The organism is Paraburkholderia sp. GAS41 (assembly GCF_050436545.1).
In the GTDB taxonomy this organism is placed as follows: domain Bacteria; phylum Pseudomonadota; class Gammaproteobacteria; order Burkholderiales; family Burkholderiaceae; genus Paraburkholderia.
Genome location: NZ_JBNDMK010000014.1, coordinates 153,507 through 170,155, shown reverse-complemented (window position 1 = coordinate 170,155; position 16,649 = coordinate 153,507). Strand labels below are relative to the sequence as shown.

Genomic DNA, 16,649 nt, shown 5'->3' with positions numbered 1-16,649 from the left:
AAATCGCCGCGTTAATCAATAACGGCTTTCAGATGCGTTTGCGCAGAATGCGCTCACGACGGATGACGAAAAGCTGTGTACCCTTACCGACCGGCAACAACCTCTCTTTTTGCAACCATGGATATCAACAAACAACTCGCCGCGCTCACCACGTCCGAACTTCAGACCGCGGGCGCCAGCCAGGCCACCGCAATTGCCGTCAGCGTGCTGCTGCGACACCTGCAATCTCCGCAACTGTCGAAGCTGCTATCGAGCGCGTTCGAAAACCATCAGGCCGTCATGCTGCAAACGCCGTGGCCGGACCCGATGCTGCAGGCCTTCGAATCGACGCGACGTTTTCTCGAAGGCGCGGCCAAACCGCCCAGCGCCGACGAGACAACGCCCAGCGTCGATTAGGACTGGCGTACCGGCACGGCGACACGCGAACGCACGCGCAGCTTGCCGACGATCGGGCGCTGTTGCAGCGCGCCGCGCTGCGCGGCGTGTACCACCAGCTTGTCGATCGTGGCGCGTGCCACGGCGCGGCGCGTCCTCGTGACGAGATGAGTCAGACGCTTTTCAGTCGTCGAGTGACGCGCCCACATGAAGGCCGCAATCCACCCAATCACCGTCCAGCCGAGCAGGACATTGAATAGCGTAATCGCAAACGCGTCATCGCGATTACGCGCATCGGCTTCGATCGACGGAATCATGTAGAGCGTGAAAGCACCGAGAATGGCTACGCCCTCGAGTATCTGAACCATGACATCACCTCATTTTTCAACGGCTTGTTGCGGCTTGTTTTGGCTTATTGCGACTTGTTGCGATGGTTAACTGGCGCGACGGGCCTGATCGCTGTGCTTTAGTCTCAAAGCATGCTCGACGCCCGCCGCGCACGAAAATCAATGGCCCCGATACAGGTTGCTCGGGCCTTCAAAGGCCTGACGGCTACCCGACTGCGACGACGCACCAATCACGCCACCGTACGAGGTGTCGACCGCGGTGTTGTCCGCACTGTTGCGCTGATCCGCGATCGCCACGGCGCTCTCGCCACGTTGCGAAACCGGTGCGCCAACCGACGGACGATAAAACGGTGCCGGGCCATAGCCGCTTGCGAACGCAGGGGCAGCAACGGCTGCAGAAACGGCGACCAGCAATGCTGCGATCAGTTTCGTCTTCATGATGTGACTCCAATAAGAATTCGAATTACCGGGTGCGCCGCGGACTGTCTGATGCGGTGCTTCGTTGGAGTCAATTCTAGGCGTGCCCTATTGAAAGTCTATGTCGATAGGGTGAAATCATAGTTGTGGGATGGCTAACAATCCGCCGGCGCCCGGAGCGGCGGCCTTCGGCGTGCAGGGCGCGCGCTCCTTAGCCGCCCGTCAGGCACGGTTAATCGCGATCCGGCGCACCCAGCGGAAACAGCGGACGATAAGGACGCGCCTCATCAACTGCGCGCGTAAACGATGGCCGGGCCAGCAGCCGTTGCCGGTAAGCGTTCACCTGCTCGAACGACAGGTCGATACGATGCGTCCAGTCCGCGTAGAACAGGAACGGCGCCGCCGCGCAATCGGCAAGGCTGAAGCGGTCGCCTGACGCCCACTCGCGACCCGCCATGGTTCTGTCGAGCCAGGCGTAGGCCGTATCCAGCATGGCGCGGGCGTCGGCGACGCCGCGCGGGTCGCGCTCGCCTTCCGCACGCAGGGCATCGCCGACGATCTTCTGCTGCGGCGTCGAAATGTAATTGTCGAAAAAGCGGTCCATGCTGCGTACCTCCAGCGCGGCGCGCGGGTCCGCCGGCAGCAACGTCACCGGTCCCGGATGATAGAGCCCCAGGTATTCGATGATGACCGTCGCCTCGGTCACGGTGCGGCCCGCGTCGACGAGCACTGGAAATTTTCTGAACGGCCACAGCCCGCTGAGCTCCGTCCACAACTGCGGGGTGTCGTGGGACAACTGGCAGTACTCGAATGCCGTCTGGTTCTCGTACAGCGCCGTCAACACCTTCTGGCAATACGAGGAAAAGGGATGGGCGTACAGCTTCAATGTCATCGCAGTCACCTTGGGTCAGGAACGAAAGCGGGCCGAACAACGCTTGCCCGGAAGTCTGCTTTACCCTGCGACGAATCACAACCGCGAAAATCGACATCCGCCGCGCGCACTCGCTCGAGCGAACCCCGCTATGATGGCGAGCGGCGAATTGCCGTCCCACCTTCACCGGAGAATGTCCGAATGATCCATGTCTTTGCCACCATCACTGCTCACCCCGGTCAACGGGAGGCCGTGCTCGCGCTCTTCAACACGAACCTGCCGGCGGTGCTGGCGGAAGTTGGCTGCATCAGCTACGAAGCGGTCATCGACGTGCCTGATTTCGGTGGCTTTCAGACGCCGCTCGGCAACGACACGTTTGCCGTGGTCGAGCGTTGGGAAAGCGAAGCGGCGTTGAAGGCGCATGCAGCCTCGGCGCATATGGCCGAATATGGCCGCAATATCGCGTCACTGGTCGCAAAGCGCGCCATCAACGTGTTGCACGTCCCCGCGTGAGCATGCGGCGCCATGGGCGCCGATGTGAAATTCACTCTTGCTGAAAATGCCGTAAGCCGCTTTACGCACGACAGTATTGCGTAGAGCGTCGCTTTCGCGACGCCTCACCTCCCGTTATTCTGCGTGGCTTTGCGCGTGCGCCGCCACGCACCAGAACCCATCGTTCGATGAAAACCAGCCTTGCCCCCCAGCCCTCGGTCAGCGCCTTCCTGGCGGTCGTGATGGCGTTCCTCATCAACATGATGGGGACCACCCTGCCGACGGCGGTCTATCGCTACTATCAGGTGCAGTACGGCTTCACGCCGACCGTGATCACGGTGATTTACGCTTCCTACGCGATCGGTGTCCTCGGGGCGCTGCTCATCGTCGGCAACTGGTCGGATCAGCTTGGCCGGCGGCGCATGCTGCTGGCCGGGTTATGTGCGTCGGCGGCCTCGGCGCTCACGTTCCTTCTGAGCAGCGGCCAGTCAGGTCTCATGCTGGGCCGGCTGCTATCGGGCGTCTCGGCCGGCATCTTCACCGGCACGGCGACGGTCGCGGTGATTGAACTGGCGCCGCCAGCATGGCGCAAGCACGCGACGCTCGCGGCGACCGCCTCCAACATGTTGGGGCTCGGCTGCGGCCCCTTGCTGAGCGGCATACTCGTCGAGTTTCTGCCGCATCCCATGCAGACGCCTTATGTCGTCCACCTGGCGCTCGTGGCGCTCGCCCTATTCGGCGTGTGGCAAGCGCCGGAAACGGCCACGCTTCCAGACCGGGTGAAGCTCCGCGTGCAACGAATCGCCTTGCCTGTCGAAGTACGCGGCGTATTCGTGCCGGCCGCGTTGGCCGGCTTTGCAGGTTTTGTCGTGGTGGGGTTTTTCGCCGCCGTGGCGCCGCAATTGATCCGGGTCGTGCTTGGCTATCGTAGTGGCGTGGTCATCGGCGCGATCGTGTTTTTACTGTTTGCCTGTTCAGCCTTGGGGCAAATCGTCCAGTCGCATATTGCGCCTCGCTGGCGCCAGCCGCTCGGCTGTATCGGTCTGCTTGCCGGCTTGCTGGGCGTTGCATGGTGCGTGCCGGAACGCTCGCTGGCCGCATTGCTGATGGGTACAGCGCTGGCTGGCGTCGGACAAGGCATCAGCCTCCGCGCGGGACTGGGCGAACTGACGACGCGCAGTCCTGCGCATCGGCGTGCCGAGGTGACATCGAGTTTCTTTATCGTGTTGTATGTCGCCATCTCGTTGCCGGTGATCGGGCTAGGCATCGCCGTGCAGGTTGCCGGCATTCAACGCGCCACCCTTCTCTTCGCAGGCGTGACGATTCTGCTGGTGCTGCTCGCGCTACTGCTCCTCGTGCGCGGCGAGGCACGCGGGATTTCGAAGACCGGCACAGCCGGCGGCCGAACCTGAAGCGGTGTCTCACACTGCTGCTGCTTGCCTAACTAAAGAGGATCACTGAATGAATCCCGGCCGCGATGAGGAGTGGACACGAAAGCGACCGACGTCCCCCATGCTGCCCGAACTCGCGCAGTCTGCATGCGGCATCGCGCCATGATCGGCTAGCGGGATATCTTTTCGAGCTCGAGACCCTTCGTGCGCGGCCCCATCAGACCAATCGCCAGCATCACGATGAACATCGCCCCGGCGATGAACACGAACACCCCCGTCGTGCCAAATTCCCTGAGTACCGAAGCAATCAGGAACGCCGTGAAAATTGCCGAAAACCGGCTCCACGAATAGACGAAACCCACGGCGCGCGCACGGATGCTGGTTGGAAACAGTTCCGACTGATAGGCGTGAAAGCTGTACGAGATGATGTTGCCGGCTAGCGTCAAGCACACGCCGAGACTGACCAGCAGGACCGCCTGCGAGACCTGGCTGAACCACAGCCCGCAGACGATGTTCACCGCCGCCATCACGACAATCACCGTCTTGCGCTCGAAGCGATCGCCAATGAACAGTCCGATGATCGGCCCGAGCGGTGCAGCGAGCGCGATGACGCTCGAATACATCAGGCTCGTCGTAATCGTGATGCCTTGCTTGATCAGCAGCGTGGGCACCCAGTTTGCGAAACCGTAGAAACCCACCGTCTGGAACACGTTGAAGATCGTCATCATCAGCGTGCGGCTGCGATACGGCGGCACCCACATGTCACGGAAGCTGCCGCGCGGCGCAACCGGCATCGGCGGCGCAGGCGGCGGCAACTCGCGGCCGTATTCGCTGCGAACCTTGGTCTCCAGGTCGCTCATCACGCGGTCGGCTTCGACGAGGCGCCCCTGCTGCGCGAGCCAACGCGGGCTCTCGGGCAGCGCCCGGCGAATCCACCAGACGAACAGCGCGCCATGCGCACCGATCAGCACCACCCAGCGCCAGCCGTCGAGACCGAACGGTGCGCGCGGCACCAGCAGGTAAGAGAGAAACGCGACGACCGGCACCGCCGTGAAGCCGACCGCCTGCTCACACGCGAACGCCCGGCCGCGAATCTGTTTGGGTACCAGCTCGGAAATGTACGTGCCGATCGTCACCAGTTCGACGCCGATCCCGACACCTGCCAGAAAGCGCCAGAGATTGAGTCCGGTTGCGGTCTCCTGAAAGGCCATCACCACGTTGGCCACGGTGTACCACAGCAACGAATACGTGAAGACCGCGCGACGCCCGAAACGATCGGCAAGAAAGCCGCAGGCGATGGTGCCGATAAACAGCCCCGAAAACAGCGCGGCGATGAAGCTCGCGACGCCGGTGGTCCCGAACAGGCCGTGCGTGGTCGCCGTCAGCAGGCCGCTTTTGACGAGGCCCGGCGCGACGTAGCCCGTGTAGAGCAGATCGTAGAGTTCGAAGAAAAAGCCGAGGCTCAGCAGAACGACCAGCTTCCAGATGGAGCGCGTAGCCGGCAGCCGGTCGAGACGCGCGGAAATCGTGCCGGCGTCGAGCGGCGCCGCGGCGTGAGGACTGCTCGCGTGGGCTGTGCCGGCGTGGCCGCTGGCGCTGGGGGCGGGCGTGACGGACCCGGCTTGATCGGGACTTGCCATGTTGTCTCCTTCCTGTGTGGGGCCGGTTTTAAGCCGGCTCTCCGTAGCGAGCGTGTGCCTGGGTGCCGAACGATGGCGGACAAAGCCGCCGTACCCGGCTGTAGCCGGCCGTGAAAAAAAGCCGGAGCGCCGGGCCGCGGCATGCCGGGCGCGAGGCCCGGTCAGCATTCTAGCCGCGTGCGTCCTTCAATTGTTCGAAGGTGCTGATTTTTCCGGCCAGCGCGCTCGCGGCGACGGTGTACGGACTCGCCAGCCAGACATTGCCCGGCCCCGAGCGCCCCGGGAAATTGCGGTTGATCGCACTGATCGTCACCTCCTGCGCGCTATCCGACTGGCCCGGCCCGCAGTTCGCGCACGAACCGCATCCCGGCATTACTAGCGTCACGCCCGCGCGCTCGAATACCGGCAGATAACCTTGCTCCTCGCAATAGCGGCGCACCGCCATCGTGCCGAACTGCAGGTAAAGACGCGTACGCGGCGCCACCGCCATGCCGTGTTCGACGCCCCAACGCAGCACCTCGTGATAGAAATCGAAGTCCTCGCGCTTGCCTGCGGTACACGAACCGCCGTAGGCGATATCGACCGCTACCGCGCCTTCGAGTTGCGACGCCGGCACGCCATTGCCTGGATCGCCGGGGCGCGCGAGCATCGGCTGCAAGGCGCTGGCGTCGATGCGGATGGTGTCGTGATAGGTGGCGCCGGCGTCGCTCGTCATCCAGTCTTCGAGCGCGACATCCACGCCGCGCCGTTCCTTCAGAAACGCCACCGTGCGCCCGTCCGGTTCGACGATACCGGTGAAACCGCCGAGTTCCGCGACCATGTTGGTCAGCGTCGCGCGCTCGTCGATCGACATCGCGCGCACCGCCTCGCCACCGTATTCGAACACGAGGCCAATGGCGCCGCCCGAACGGATCGCCTCCATCTGCAGCAGATGGAGGACGACGTCTTTCGCGGTCACGCCGTCGCGCAACGTGCCGTCGATCTCGATGCGCAGCGTCTGCGGCACCTTGCAGCGCACGTAGCCGGTCACCCAGCTATTGGCGATTTCCGTTGCGCCCGCACCGAATGCGAGGCAGCCGAGCGCGCCGGAGTGCGGCGTGTGCGAATCCGTGCCGCAGACCACCTGGCCCGGCAACGCATACTGCTCCGCCATCAACGCATGACAGATGCCTTCCGAGCCGGGCTCGCCGTCGAGCGCACCATGCGAGCGCACCGGATAGTCGCGCGAGAACGCGCTGTGCCCCTGCGCGAGATTGGCCACGCCAGGCAGCAAACCGTCGCGTACGTGAGGGATGCTTTGCGCGGCCAGCACCAGATGATCCTGGAACGCGATGATGTGATCGGGTGCGTGTAATGGCGCGGGTTTGCCGAAGGCCCGATGCATCAGATGAGCGCACATGCCGGTGAAATAGTCGTGGCTAAAGCGCCAATCCGCGGCGATGAACACGCCGTCGCCGCGCTGCGCGCTGGCGACGCCCGGATGCAGATGCCGATCGATGATCTTCTCGACGAGCGTTTTGGGCTGTGGCGTGGCCGTAGCCGTCGCCTTGGCCGAGGCCGCATCGCACAGGCGCGGCGCGGGCCAGCCGGCGGATTTGCTGTACGCAAGCAAGCCGCCACTGCGGATGATCTGCTGCGTGAGCGCGTCGCGACCTTTGAGGAATTCGTCGATCGGTACCGCTTCTCCCGCATTCAAACGGTCGAGCACCGAGAAATCGGTCGTGGTGAGAATGCCGATGTTGTCGCAGTTCTGCTGATAGATACGCTCGAAACTCTCGGCGACGATCAGGCGAATACCCGCCGACAGTTCCGCCAACGGACTCGACTCGCGCGACGAACCCTTGCCATACCGCTTGCCGGCCACCGTCGCGCGGAAACCGCCGTTCTTTACGGCGTCGCGCCCGATCGGCAGGACCTCGCCTGCCTTGAATCCCACATAGGGAAACTGCCCGAGCCGCTCGTCGTAAGTGAGCATCACGGTCACAGGCGTGATTTCGTCGGTCGAGACGTTATCGCGCAACGGGCCGGCCGTAGCGCGTGTGAAGTCCTGGCCCGCAAGCTGGGCGTCGATGACGGCGGGGTCCTGCGACAAATACAGCACACGGCCATCGAGGCGGATGGCATCTTCCATAGAGGGTTCTCCTTTCGGCAACGATACGGCAGCCCCGCGCGCGGAACTGCAGCCGTTGCACGCTAGAGTAGCACCCGCCCCGCCTGCCCTTGCTCAAAACAGGTAGCTGGAAAATAGCCCGTACGTGACCTGCGCCTTCTTCTCGACGATGGGGCTGCCGCTGACGTCACCACGCAACTCCGAGGCCACCACCGTCGCGCCGACACCCCAGCGCGGGGACAGACGGTAATTCGCCTTGACCGAGAAGTTGACCGACGCAATACCCGAGTCCGGCGCGTAGGCCGCCAGACCGGAGCGCGCGCTCTGGCCTGCATTCACGCCGTAGAAGGTCTGGCTGTACTGACTACTTCCCCAGGTCAGACCGGGCCCCGCACTTAGTGTGAGCCGGTCGGCAGCTTGAACCTTTCCTTCAACGCCGAGCGTTGCCACCGTGCCCTCGTGTTTGCCGAGGATGTCGGTGAGCACGCTGCCGCGCACCGTGAACCGGTCGAGCGTATAGCTGCCGAACATACCCGCATGCGCGGTTCTGGCGATATCGCCGAGGCCCTGCAAGCGGGCGTCGTCGGATTGATCGCGCGGCTGGATGAAATCGTACGAAAGGAGTGCGGCCACCTGCCAATGCGCATCCCGGTACAGATAAGCGCCCATGCCGAGCGGCGTGTTCGCATCGGGTACCGCACCGAAGAAATAACGACCATGGCTTGCACCGAGAAGCGGGAGCGGTTCGAATTTTCGGTCGCTCGCGCCGGGATATTTAGGCAAGCTTAGAAATCCACCGCCGACGGTGAAATGCCAGGCATCGGGAGAGAGCGTATTCGGGGAGACCGGTGAGGTTGATTCGTCGGCCATTGCGTCGATGGTGCCGGCGCATAGCATCGTGCCAAGCAGAACATGGTTAACGTAGCGATTTACACGTGCTTTCATTGGAATCCCAGGCTCGAAGCGCACCGCTTCAGCCGATCAGGTTTTTTAAAGTTATCGGTGATGGACCCGATGTCAGGTTCGGACTCGTTGCTTCCATCCTGAGAGATCGTTGCTGCAGACTCGAAGGATCAACACCAGCCGCGGGCATGATGGCGCGAGGTGCGCGGGCGCAGCGAGCGGATTGCGACGAAACGACGGAAGCGGGCGCGAGATGCGCTAGAGGGGGTGCGAACGGGGCTGAATGTGGTGCGAATGTGGCGCGAATGGGACCGGCGGACGGGGCTAACGAATGCCGCGAGCACGAGCGGCGGGGCTATACACGATCAGCAAGCCCCGACACGCCTGCGTCGCTTACTAGTCCGTGGAATCGGCCGGACTCTCTGTGCTGCCACCCATGGCAGCACTGCGTTTGGGCCGGCGCACCGCCCTGACCTTGCCGCTATTTCCCCCGCCACAGAAGAAGCGCTCTGCGCCATCCGACTCGAGCCCCGACACGCATACGCCAGGCGGCATTTCGAGCTGTTCCAGAACCTTGCCACTGTGTGGATCGATTCGCCGCAACTCGCTCTGCTCGCCTTCCCACGTGCCATGCCAGAGTTCGCCCTCCACCCAGGTGACTCCGGTAACGAAGCGGTTGGACTCAATGGTGCGAAGAATCGCGCCTGTCGCTGGGTCGATCTGATGGATCTTCCGGTCGCGATACTGCCCGACCCACAGCGAACCTTCGGCCCACGTCAGCCCTGAATCGCAGCCACCGCCAGGCGCGGGAATCGTGGCGAGCACGCGGCCCGTCTGCGGATCGATCTTGTGGATGCGTTCCGCGGCGATCTGGAACAGGTGCTGACCGTCGAAGGCGGTGCCGGCATCGGCCGCGACCGGGATCGTACGCACCGTTGCCCCGCTCGCCGGATCGAAGGCGTTCAGCTTGTCTCCCGCGGCGATCCAGACCTGCTGACCGTCATAGGTGACGCCGCCCACTTTTTCGACACCCGGAAAAGGCCCATATTCACCGACGATTTCAGCCGCTGATCGATTCATGGCTCCGCCTTCGCAGTCAGGTTCAGGACAATGCCGGGCGACGAGCCCCGGCGGTCGACGCTTCATGCGCTCATCCTACTCACCGGGCAGCGGAACGGGGAGTAACAAGGTCGTCGCGAATCCCAGCACGGGCGACGCCATCCAGCGGCGCGCCCGCCCGTGCCCGAACGGTTGCACCTTGTCCGCCTCCGCCAGCGCGTCCAGGGCCCGCTGCACGGTGCGCTGGCTGGCGCCCAGCGCCAGCGCGAGCGCCGAGCTCGACCACGACTCGCCGTCAGCGAGCAAGGCCAGCACGCCCGCGTGATCGCCTTCGACGGGCCGCTCCAGCGCCACCACTCCGGCCGCGCTGCGTGGCACCAGCATATAACCGCGCCGCGTCGCCTCTACGCCGCCCAACGCCGTAAGCACGGCACGAAGCCGCCCGATTTCGACCCGCAGACGGGCGCGATGCGACTCGTCGGCGTGCTTCGCCCGGAATGCCCGCGTGACGAGCGCGTCCCTCGGCACATCCGCCGGCCACGCTTCGGCCAGCGCGCGGGCGAGTACGAAGAGTATCGGTCGCCTTGCCAGCGAAATCACGGTGTGAGCGTCACGCACGACTCGCCGGCAAGCGTCGACCACCAGTACCTTCGACGCGAGTAATGCTTCGACCTCCTCAAGGACGAGCAGCCGTGACTCGCCGCGCGCAATCAGTCGCGCTGCGGGCGCTTCGAGTGCAAGCGCTGCGCTTTCGACTTCCGCCGTCAGCGCGGGAATACCCGCCTCGCGCGCGGCGTGTGCGGCGCGCGCGAGCGCATCCCGCGCGAGATTCGTCTGCAGCCGGCGCAGCGCGACGCCGGCCACCGCCAACTCATGTGCAGCCCGTAACGCGGGCGGCAGCGGCGTGGGATCGAGCCCGGCGAGTGTGTGTTCGGTTTCGTCGAGACGTCCGATCAGCAGTTGACGCCGCGCCTCCAGATAACGTGCATGCGCGGCGTTGACGTGATCGCCGTGCGCTTCGAGCGTGGCGCGCGCTGCCTCCAGCGTCTTCGCAGACCAGCCCAGGTCGCGCGAGGCCAGCGCGATTTCGGCCTCGGCCACGACACACCGTGCGCGGGCCACGCCCTCCTTCGATCCGAAAGCACGCACCGCACTTCGTAGCAACGCCTTCGCGCGCACCAGATCGCCGAGTTGCGCCATGGCGATGCCGCGTAACGCAAGCGCAGGCGGGTCGTCACGCAAGGCGACGCGCTTCAGGGCGCCGAGTGGGTCGCCCGCTGCAAGCGCGCGCGCCGCGGCTGTGACTAGCGAGTCCATGCTCTATCTGAATCCCGCCACACTTGTCACTCCCATGCTTCGAGGCCCTGGACCTAATCTATCACGACCGACCCACCACCCTGGCGTCGTCTCGGGACTGAACCCACGACGCAGGACACCTAAGGAGCACAGCATGGCCACGACACACCTCAGCGGTACCCGCGAAGAATGGCTCGCAGCACGACTCGACCTGCTCAAGGCAGAGAAAGAACTCACCCGGCGCAGCGACGAAGTGGCGCGGCAACGGCAGGCGCTGCCATGGGTGCGGATCGACAAGGCGTACCGCTTCGAGACCGAACAGGGCAGCGCCTCGCTCGCTGATCTCTTCGCCGGACGTTCGCAGCTTCTGGTCTACCACTTCATGTTTGGACCCGACTACAAGGCGGGTTGCCCGTCCTGCTCGTCCATCGCGGACGGGTTCGATGGTGTCGCCGTTCACCTGGCGAATCACGACGTCACGCTACTGGCGGTATCGCGAGCGCCGCTGGCGAAGCTGCTCGAATATCGCAGCCGGATGGGCTGGACGTTTCCGTGGGCGTCCTCGCACGGCAGCGACTTCAACTTCGATTTCAACGTCTCCTTCACCGACGCGCAGCAGCGCGAGGACAGCGTCGAGTACAACTTCCAGCGCGGCGGCCATGCCATGGACGCGACACCCTCACCGCCGCCCGTTGTGGAATTTGCCGCCAACTGCGGGACCGATGCGCTCACCTACTCGCGCGACCGACCTGGGATGAGTGCATTCGTCCTCGAAGACGGCGTGGTTTATCACACGTATTCCACCTATGCGCGTGGCGTGGACGGAGTGTGGGGCATGTATCAGTGGCTCGACCGGGCGCCCAAGGGACGCAACGAGACCGGCGTCTGGTGGCGCCGTCACGACGAGTACGGACGGCGCCAGGCAACCTCTTAGTTAGGATTGCCATTCAAGAGGGACGCGAGATGTCAGCACGCAACCATTCGAAGCCAGTTTCCCAGTGCGCATTTTTCGGCGCCGCGGTGTTGCTGTTCACCGCCAGCGCCGCGGCGACGATCGTCTGGAGCGTGTCCATGTCGTCCATGGGCCGCATGCCGATGCCCGGCGGCTGGACCATGTCACTCGCATGGACGCGCATGTGCGGGCAGACATGGCTGGATCTCGCGGTGTCGTTTCTCAGCATGTGGGCCGTGATGATGACCGCCATGATGCTGCCATCGCTCACGCCGGTGCTGTGGCGCTATCACGAGAGCGTGTGCCGGGCGGGCGCGCCCCGGCCCATACGTTTGACCGCCATGGCGGCCCTCGCGTACTTTCAGGTGTGGACCGCGCTCGGCATGCTCGCCTTTGCGCCAGGCGTCCTGCTTGCCGCGCTCGAAATACGCTGGCCGGCGCTGGCTCGCGCCGTTCCATTCGCGGTCGCCGCGATCGTCCTCGGCGCCGGCGCATTCCAGTTCACGACATGGCGGGCCTACTATTTCGCCTGCTACCGCACGCGATCTGCTTGCAGCCTGATGTCGCCGGCCACCATCGCTACCGCGTGGCGATACGGCCTGCGCCTCGGCCTCGCCTGCGCCGGCTGCTCCGCCAGTCTCACCGCCGTCCTGCTTGCGATCGGGATCATGGATCTGCGCGCGATGGCGGCCGTCACCGCCGCCGTCACGCTTGAACGTCTCGCACCTGCTGGCGAACGCGTGGCGCGCGCTATCGGCGTTGTCGTTGTCGGGGCGGGGTTGCTGCTGCTGGCAAAAGCAGTCGGCCTCGAATGACGGGCGACAGCACTTACCGCTCCCAGGCTGCTCCGCTATCGTGGCGACCTTTGCCATATCGCGTCAGCGCTTCGGCGTGGACGCCTGCTTCGAGTTCACCTTCATCGACCAACGCCTTCAACGCTGCAATCACAATCGACGCCCGATCCACCTCGAAGAACTCGCGCAGCGCGGCTCGCGTATCGCTGCGGCCGAAGCCATCGGTGCCGAGCGTCACGTACCGTCGCGGCACATAAGCCCGGATCAGTTCCGGCACCGCACGCACATAGTCGGTCGCGGCGATCACGGGCCCCTTCGACGCCCCCAACGCCGACGTGACGTACGCCGCCGAACCGGCTTCGCCCAACCGGGACATCCGCTCAGCCGCCATCCCGTCACGCTGCAACTCGGTGAAACTCGTCACGCTCCAGACCGCCGCCTCGACGCCCCAGTCGTCCTTGAGCATGGTCTGCGCGGCGATCACCTCGCCGAGAATCGCCCCGGCACCGAGCAGTTGCACGCGCGCGGCTTCGCCTGCTTCTGCAGGCAGCGGATACATGCCCTTCAGAATGCCCTCGCGCACCTGCTGCAAATCGCCCGCCGGCACTGAAGGCTGCGCGTAGTTTTCGTTCATCACCGTGACGTAATAGAAAACGTCGCGCTGCGCTTCGACCATCTCCCGCATCCCTTCATCGACAATCGCCGCGACTTCATAGGCAAACGCCGGATCGTAGGCACGGCAATTGGGAATCGTCGATGCCGCAAGATGACTGCTGCCATCCTGATGTTGCAAGCCTTCGCCACCCAGTGTGGTCTTGCCTGCCGTAGCGCCGATCAGGAAACCCCGTGCGCGTTGATCGGCGGCGGCCCAGATAATGTCGCCGATCCGCTGAAAGCCGAACATCGAGTAGTAGATGTAAAACGGCAGCATCGGCAGGTTGTGCACGCTATACGAGGTCGCTGCGGCAATCCATGACGACACCGCACCCGCCTCCGAAATGCCCTCTTCGAGAATCTGCCCTTTGGTGTCCTCACGGTAATACAGCATCGAGCCGAGATCCTCAGGCTCATACAACTGCCCGAGCGGCGAATAGATGCCAACCTGGCGGAACATGTTCGCCATGCCGAACGTACGCGCTTCATCCGCGACGACCGGCACCACGCGCTGGCCGATCGCGCTGTCCTTTAACAGCGCGGTGAGCATGCGCACGAGCGCCATGGTGGTGGACATCTCGCGTCCATTCGCTTCCAGCGCAAATTGCCCCCAGGTGTGCAGCGAAGGAACGGTCAGTCCCTTCGCTGCGACTCTCCGCCTTCTGGGCAGAAAGCCTCCCAGGGCAGCCCGGCGGGCATGCAGGTACTGCATTTCCGGGCTGGTTTCCGCTGGCTTGTAAAACTTGACCTGTTCGACGTCCGCATCCGAGAGCGGCAAGCGGAAGCGATCGCGGAATGCTTTCAGGTCGTCGAAATCGAGCTTCTTTTGCTGGTGGGTCGTCATCCTGCCCTGTCCCGACGCTCCCATGCCGAAGCCCTTCATGGTCTTTGCAAGGATCACCGTGGGCTGGCCGCGATGCGCCAGCGCTTTCGCGTAGGCCGCGTGCAGTTTGCGCACGTCGTGGCCGCCACGGCGCAGGCGGTCGATCTCTGCATCGCTCAGTTGCGCGGCCAACGCCGCGAGTTCGGCGTTCTGGCCGAAAAACCGCTCGCGGTTGTACGCACCGTCATTGGCCGAAAAGGTCTGGAACTGACCGTCCACCGTATGTGCGAAAGCTCGCGCCAGGGCACCGGTGCGATCGCGCGCAAACAGCGCGTCCCAGTCCGAACCCCACACCACCTTGATGACGTTCCAGCCGGCGCCGCTGAAGTGGGCTTCCAGTTCGTCGATGATGCGGCCGTTGCTGCGCACCGGGCCGTCGAGCCGCTGCAGATTGCAGTTGATGACAAACACGAGATTGTCGAGCCCTTCGCGCGCGGCGAGCGACAACGCGCCCAGCGACTCCGGCTCGTCCATTTCGCCATCGCCGAAAAAGCCCCACACTTTGCGGTCCGCCGTTTGCGCGAGTCCGCGATTGTGCAGATAGCGCATGAAGCGCGCCTGATAAATCGAGTTGATCGGCCCAATGCCCATGGAACCGGTTGGAAACTGCCAGAAGTCCGGCATCAGCCACGGGTGCGGATACGAGCACAAGCCCGGTCCGGCGATTTCGCGCCGGTAGTGCGTCAGATTCTCTTCGTTCAGGAATCCTTCCAGATAGGCCCGCGCGTACACACCCGGCGAGGAATGCGGCTGGAAGTAGACGAGATCGCCGCCGGTGCCCTCTCCAGCGTCCGGCGCAGCCGCCTGGAAGAAGTGATTGAAGCCCACTTCGAACAGATCCGCCGCCGACGCATAGCTCGCAATGTGTCCGCCGAGTTCGCCATACGCCTTGTTCGCTCGCACCACCATCGCCAGTGCGTTCCAGCGCAGTGCAGCGGCGAGCCGCTCCTCCAGTTCGAGATTGCCGGGATAACGCGGCTGCTGGTCGAAGGCGATCGTATTGATGTAGGGCGTCACGCGCGCACCGGTCGATTCGACGCCCAACGACTGCGCATGGGCCGCGAGCCGGTCGAACAGGAACTGGGCGCGCTCACGTCCGACGTGCGCCACGACCGCATCCAACGCCTCCAGCCACTCGGCGGTTTCCTCGGGATCGTGGTCTTCGCGGCCCCGCTCCAGGCCACCCAAGTGCAACGCACCGCTCGACAAATCCGTCATGGCATTCACTCCTGCAAGGCAGCTATCCGGTTCAAAACGATTAGCTCCATGGTATCCAGCCGCACGCAAAATAGGGCTCTCATTTGCTTGCCATTCCGGCGTTTGATAGTGTATTTATTCTTCGCACACCGCCATTTCTGGAATCTTTCAACTATGACCACGCCGCCGAAACGGCTCGACCGCATTGATATCGGGATTCTCAGCCAGTTGCAGCAGAACGCCCGCATCACCAATTCCGAACTGGCGCGCGCGGTCAATCTGTCGCCCACGCCCTGCTTCAACCGGGTGCGTGCGCTCGAAAAGCTCGGCCTGTTCAAACAGCAGGTCACGCTGCTCAATCCCGAGCCGTTGGGGCTGCGGATCAACGTATTTATTCAGGTGAGCCTGGAAAAGCAGGTGGAAGACGCGTTGCAGCGCTTCGAGCAAGCCATCTCCGAGCGGCCGGAAGTGATGGAGTGCTATCTGATGACAGGCGATGCCGACTACCTGTTGCGCGTGGTCATGCCGGACATGCAGACGCTCGAGCGCTTCATCCTCGAACACCTGACGAAAATACCGGGCGTGTCCAACATCCGCTCGAGCTTTGCGCTCAAACAGGTGCGCTACAAGACGGCGCTGCCGCTACCGTCGTCAGGACTGACACTGGTCGACCCGGACGACGTCGCGACGGACTGGCAGTGAAGGCGCGGCGGCCGGCAAGCCGCGCCAGCCTGCATTAAACAGACAGGCTCGTCGTCGAAAGTATCTCCTTGAGGACGACGAAACTCCGGATCTGCCGTACCCCCGGCAGATAGAGCAGCTGCTCGGCATGCAGCCGGTTGAAGCTGTCGCTGTCGCGCGTGCGCACCAGCATGAAGTAGTCGAACTCCCCTGTCACGACGTGACACTCCATGCATCCGGACACCTTCTGCGCCGCCTTTTCGAAGTCGGCAAAGGAGTCAGGCGTCGAACGGTCGAGCACCACGCCGATCATCACCAGCATGCCCGCGTCGAGCGCTTTCGCATTGAGCAGCGCCACCACGCCGCGGATCAGGCCCATTTCCTTCAACCGTTCAACCCGCCGCAGACAGGCCGGCGCGCTGAGATTCACCTTGGCCGCCAGCGCCACGTTCGAGATCGACGCATCGCGCTGCAACTGACGCAGGATGGCCCGATCGACGCGATCGATCGCCGGGCTCGCCGGTTGGGCCTCTGGCACGGACGCACGAAATTTTCTTGCGGGCATGGTGCTCTCTACGGAGTAAACG

At 63.9% G+C, this 16,649-nt stretch carries 17 protein-coding genes; 6 read left to right on the top strand and 11 right to left on the bottom strand.

The features are described 5' to 3' along the window. Nucleotides 1-117 precede the first annotated feature (117 nt). Nucleotides 118-396 (top strand): hypothetical protein, encoded by a 279-nt coding sequence (locus P3T43_RS20270; RefSeq protein WP_429282821.1) that lies wholly within the window; start codon nucleotides 118-120, stop codon nucleotides 394-396. Here the strand turns inward: P3T43_RS20270 and P3T43_RS20265 are convergent. The 3 genes from P3T43_RS20265 to P3T43_RS20255 all read right to left on the bottom strand — a co-directional run bounded on the left by P3T43_RS20265 (nucleotide 393) and on the right by P3T43_RS20255 (nucleotide 2,031). Then, entirely contained in the window at nucleotides 393-743 is a 351-nt protein-coding gene (locus tag P3T43_RS20265; protein ID WP_429282820.1) for a superinfection immunity protein, read from the bottom strand. The two genes, P3T43_RS20270 and P3T43_RS20265, sit on opposite strands and share 4 nt — an antisense overlap. 138 nt (nucleotides 744-881) lie before the next feature. Beyond that, entirely contained in the window at nucleotides 882-1,160 is a 279-nt protein-coding gene (locus P3T43_RS20260) for a hypothetical protein (RefSeq protein WP_429282819.1), read from the bottom strand. Between the two features lie 211 nt (nucleotides 1,161-1,371). Next, nucleotides 1,372-2,031 (bottom strand): glutathione S-transferase family protein, encoded by a 660-nt coding sequence (locus P3T43_RS20255; protein WP_429282818.1) that lies wholly within the window; start codon nucleotides 2,029-2,031, stop codon nucleotides 1,372-1,374. Nucleotides 2,032-2,211: 180 nt separating this feature from the next. On the opposite strand from P3T43_RS20255, the gene P3T43_RS20250 reads away from it, so the two are divergent. Beyond that, nucleotides 2,212-2,523: a putative quinol monooxygenase gene (locus P3T43_RS20250; protein ID WP_429282817.1), complete on the top strand. Its 312-nt coding sequence runs from the start codon at nucleotides 2,212-2,214 to the stop codon at nucleotides 2,521-2,523. Nucleotides 2,524-2,690: 167 nt separating this feature from the next. After that, complete coding sequence (locus tag P3T43_RS20245) at nucleotides 2,691-3,914, top strand: MFS transporter (RefSeq protein WP_429282816.1); 1,224 nt, start codon at nucleotides 2,691-2,693, stop codon at nucleotides 3,912-3,914. A 149-nt stretch (nucleotides 3,915-4,063) separates the two neighbouring features. On the opposite strand, the gene P3T43_RS20240 is transcribed toward P3T43_RS20245, so the two are convergent. The 5 genes from P3T43_RS20240 to P3T43_RS20220 all read right to left on the bottom strand — a co-directional run bounded on the left by P3T43_RS20240 (nucleotide 4,064) and on the right by P3T43_RS20220 (nucleotide 10,922). Next, the gene (locus P3T43_RS20240; RefSeq protein WP_429282815.1) at nucleotides 4,064-5,533 is read right to left on the bottom strand and encodes an MFS transporter; all 1,470 of its coding nucleotides are present in this window, start codon (nucleotides 5,531-5,533) and stop codon (nucleotides 4,064-4,066) included. Nucleotides 5,534-5,702: 169 nt separating this feature from the next. After that, a complete protein-coding gene (locus tag P3T43_RS20235) occupies nucleotides 5,703-7,664 on the bottom strand; it encodes an aconitase family protein (protein ID WP_429282814.1) in 1,962 nt (653 codons plus the stop codon). Nucleotides 7,665-7,757: 93 nt separating this feature from the next. Then, nucleotides 7,758-8,588, bottom strand: coding sequence for a MipA/OmpV family protein (locus tag P3T43_RS20230; RefSeq protein ID WP_429282813.1), 831 nt, complete (start codon nucleotides 8,586-8,588; stop codon nucleotides 7,758-7,760). A 354-nt stretch (nucleotides 8,589-8,942) separates the two neighbouring features. Next, nucleotides 8,943-9,626, bottom strand: coding sequence for a glutamine cyclotransferase (locus tag P3T43_RS20225; protein WP_429282812.1), 684 nt, complete (start codon nucleotides 9,624-9,626; stop codon nucleotides 8,943-8,945). Between the two features lie 75 nt (nucleotides 9,627-9,701). Beyond that, nucleotides 9,702-10,922, bottom strand: coding sequence for a helix-turn-helix domain-containing protein (locus P3T43_RS20220; protein ID WP_429282811.1), 1,221 nt, complete (start codon nucleotides 10,920-10,922; stop codon nucleotides 9,702-9,704). A 133-nt stretch (nucleotides 10,923-11,055) separates the two neighbouring features. Between P3T43_RS20220 and P3T43_RS20215 the strand changes: the two genes are divergently transcribed. After that, nucleotides 11,056-11,835, top strand: a complete 780-nt coding sequence (locus P3T43_RS20215) for a DUF899 domain-containing protein (protein WP_429282810.1) — start codon at nucleotides 11,056-11,058, stop codon at nucleotides 11,833-11,835. A gap of 13 nt (nucleotides 11,836-11,848) precedes the next feature. On the opposite strand, the gene P3T43_RS20210 is transcribed toward P3T43_RS20215, so the two are convergent. After that, a complete protein-coding gene (locus tag P3T43_RS20210; protein ID WP_429282809.1) occupies nucleotides 11,849-11,983 on the bottom strand; it encodes a hypothetical protein in 135 nt (44 codons plus the stop codon). Here P3T43_RS20210 and P3T43_RS20205 point away from each other — a divergent pair. Then, nucleotides 11,973-12,668: a DUF2182 domain-containing protein gene (locus P3T43_RS20205; protein ID WP_429282808.1), complete on the top strand. Its 696-nt coding sequence runs from the start codon at nucleotides 11,973-11,975 to the stop codon at nucleotides 12,666-12,668. The two genes, P3T43_RS20210 and P3T43_RS20205, sit on opposite strands and share 11 nt — an antisense overlap. A gap of 13 nt (nucleotides 12,669-12,681) precedes the next feature. Here P3T43_RS20205 and mdeB read toward each other — a convergent pair whose 3' ends face one another. After that, nucleotides 12,682-15,402: an alpha-ketoglutarate dehydrogenase gene (gene mdeB / locus P3T43_RS20200; RefSeq protein ID WP_429282807.1), complete on the bottom strand. Its 2,721-nt coding sequence runs from the start codon at nucleotides 15,400-15,402 to the stop codon at nucleotides 12,682-12,684. 153 nt (nucleotides 15,403-15,555) lie between these two features. On the opposite strand from mdeB, the gene P3T43_RS20195 reads away from it, so the two are divergent. Beyond that, nucleotides 15,556-16,083 carry an Lrp/AsnC family transcriptional regulator gene (locus tag P3T43_RS20195; RefSeq protein ID WP_429282806.1) on the top strand — a complete coding sequence of 176 codons (528 nt, stop codon included), beginning with the start codon at nucleotides 15,556-15,558 and terminating at the stop codon, nucleotides 16,081-16,083. 34 nt (nucleotides 16,084-16,117) lie between these two features. On the opposite strand, the gene P3T43_RS20190 is transcribed toward P3T43_RS20195, so the two are convergent. Beyond that, nucleotides 16,118-16,627, bottom strand: coding sequence for an Lrp/AsnC family transcriptional regulator (locus P3T43_RS20190; RefSeq protein WP_429282805.1), 510 nt, complete (start codon nucleotides 16,625-16,627; stop codon nucleotides 16,118-16,120). Nucleotides 16,628-16,649: the final 22 nt, after the last annotated feature.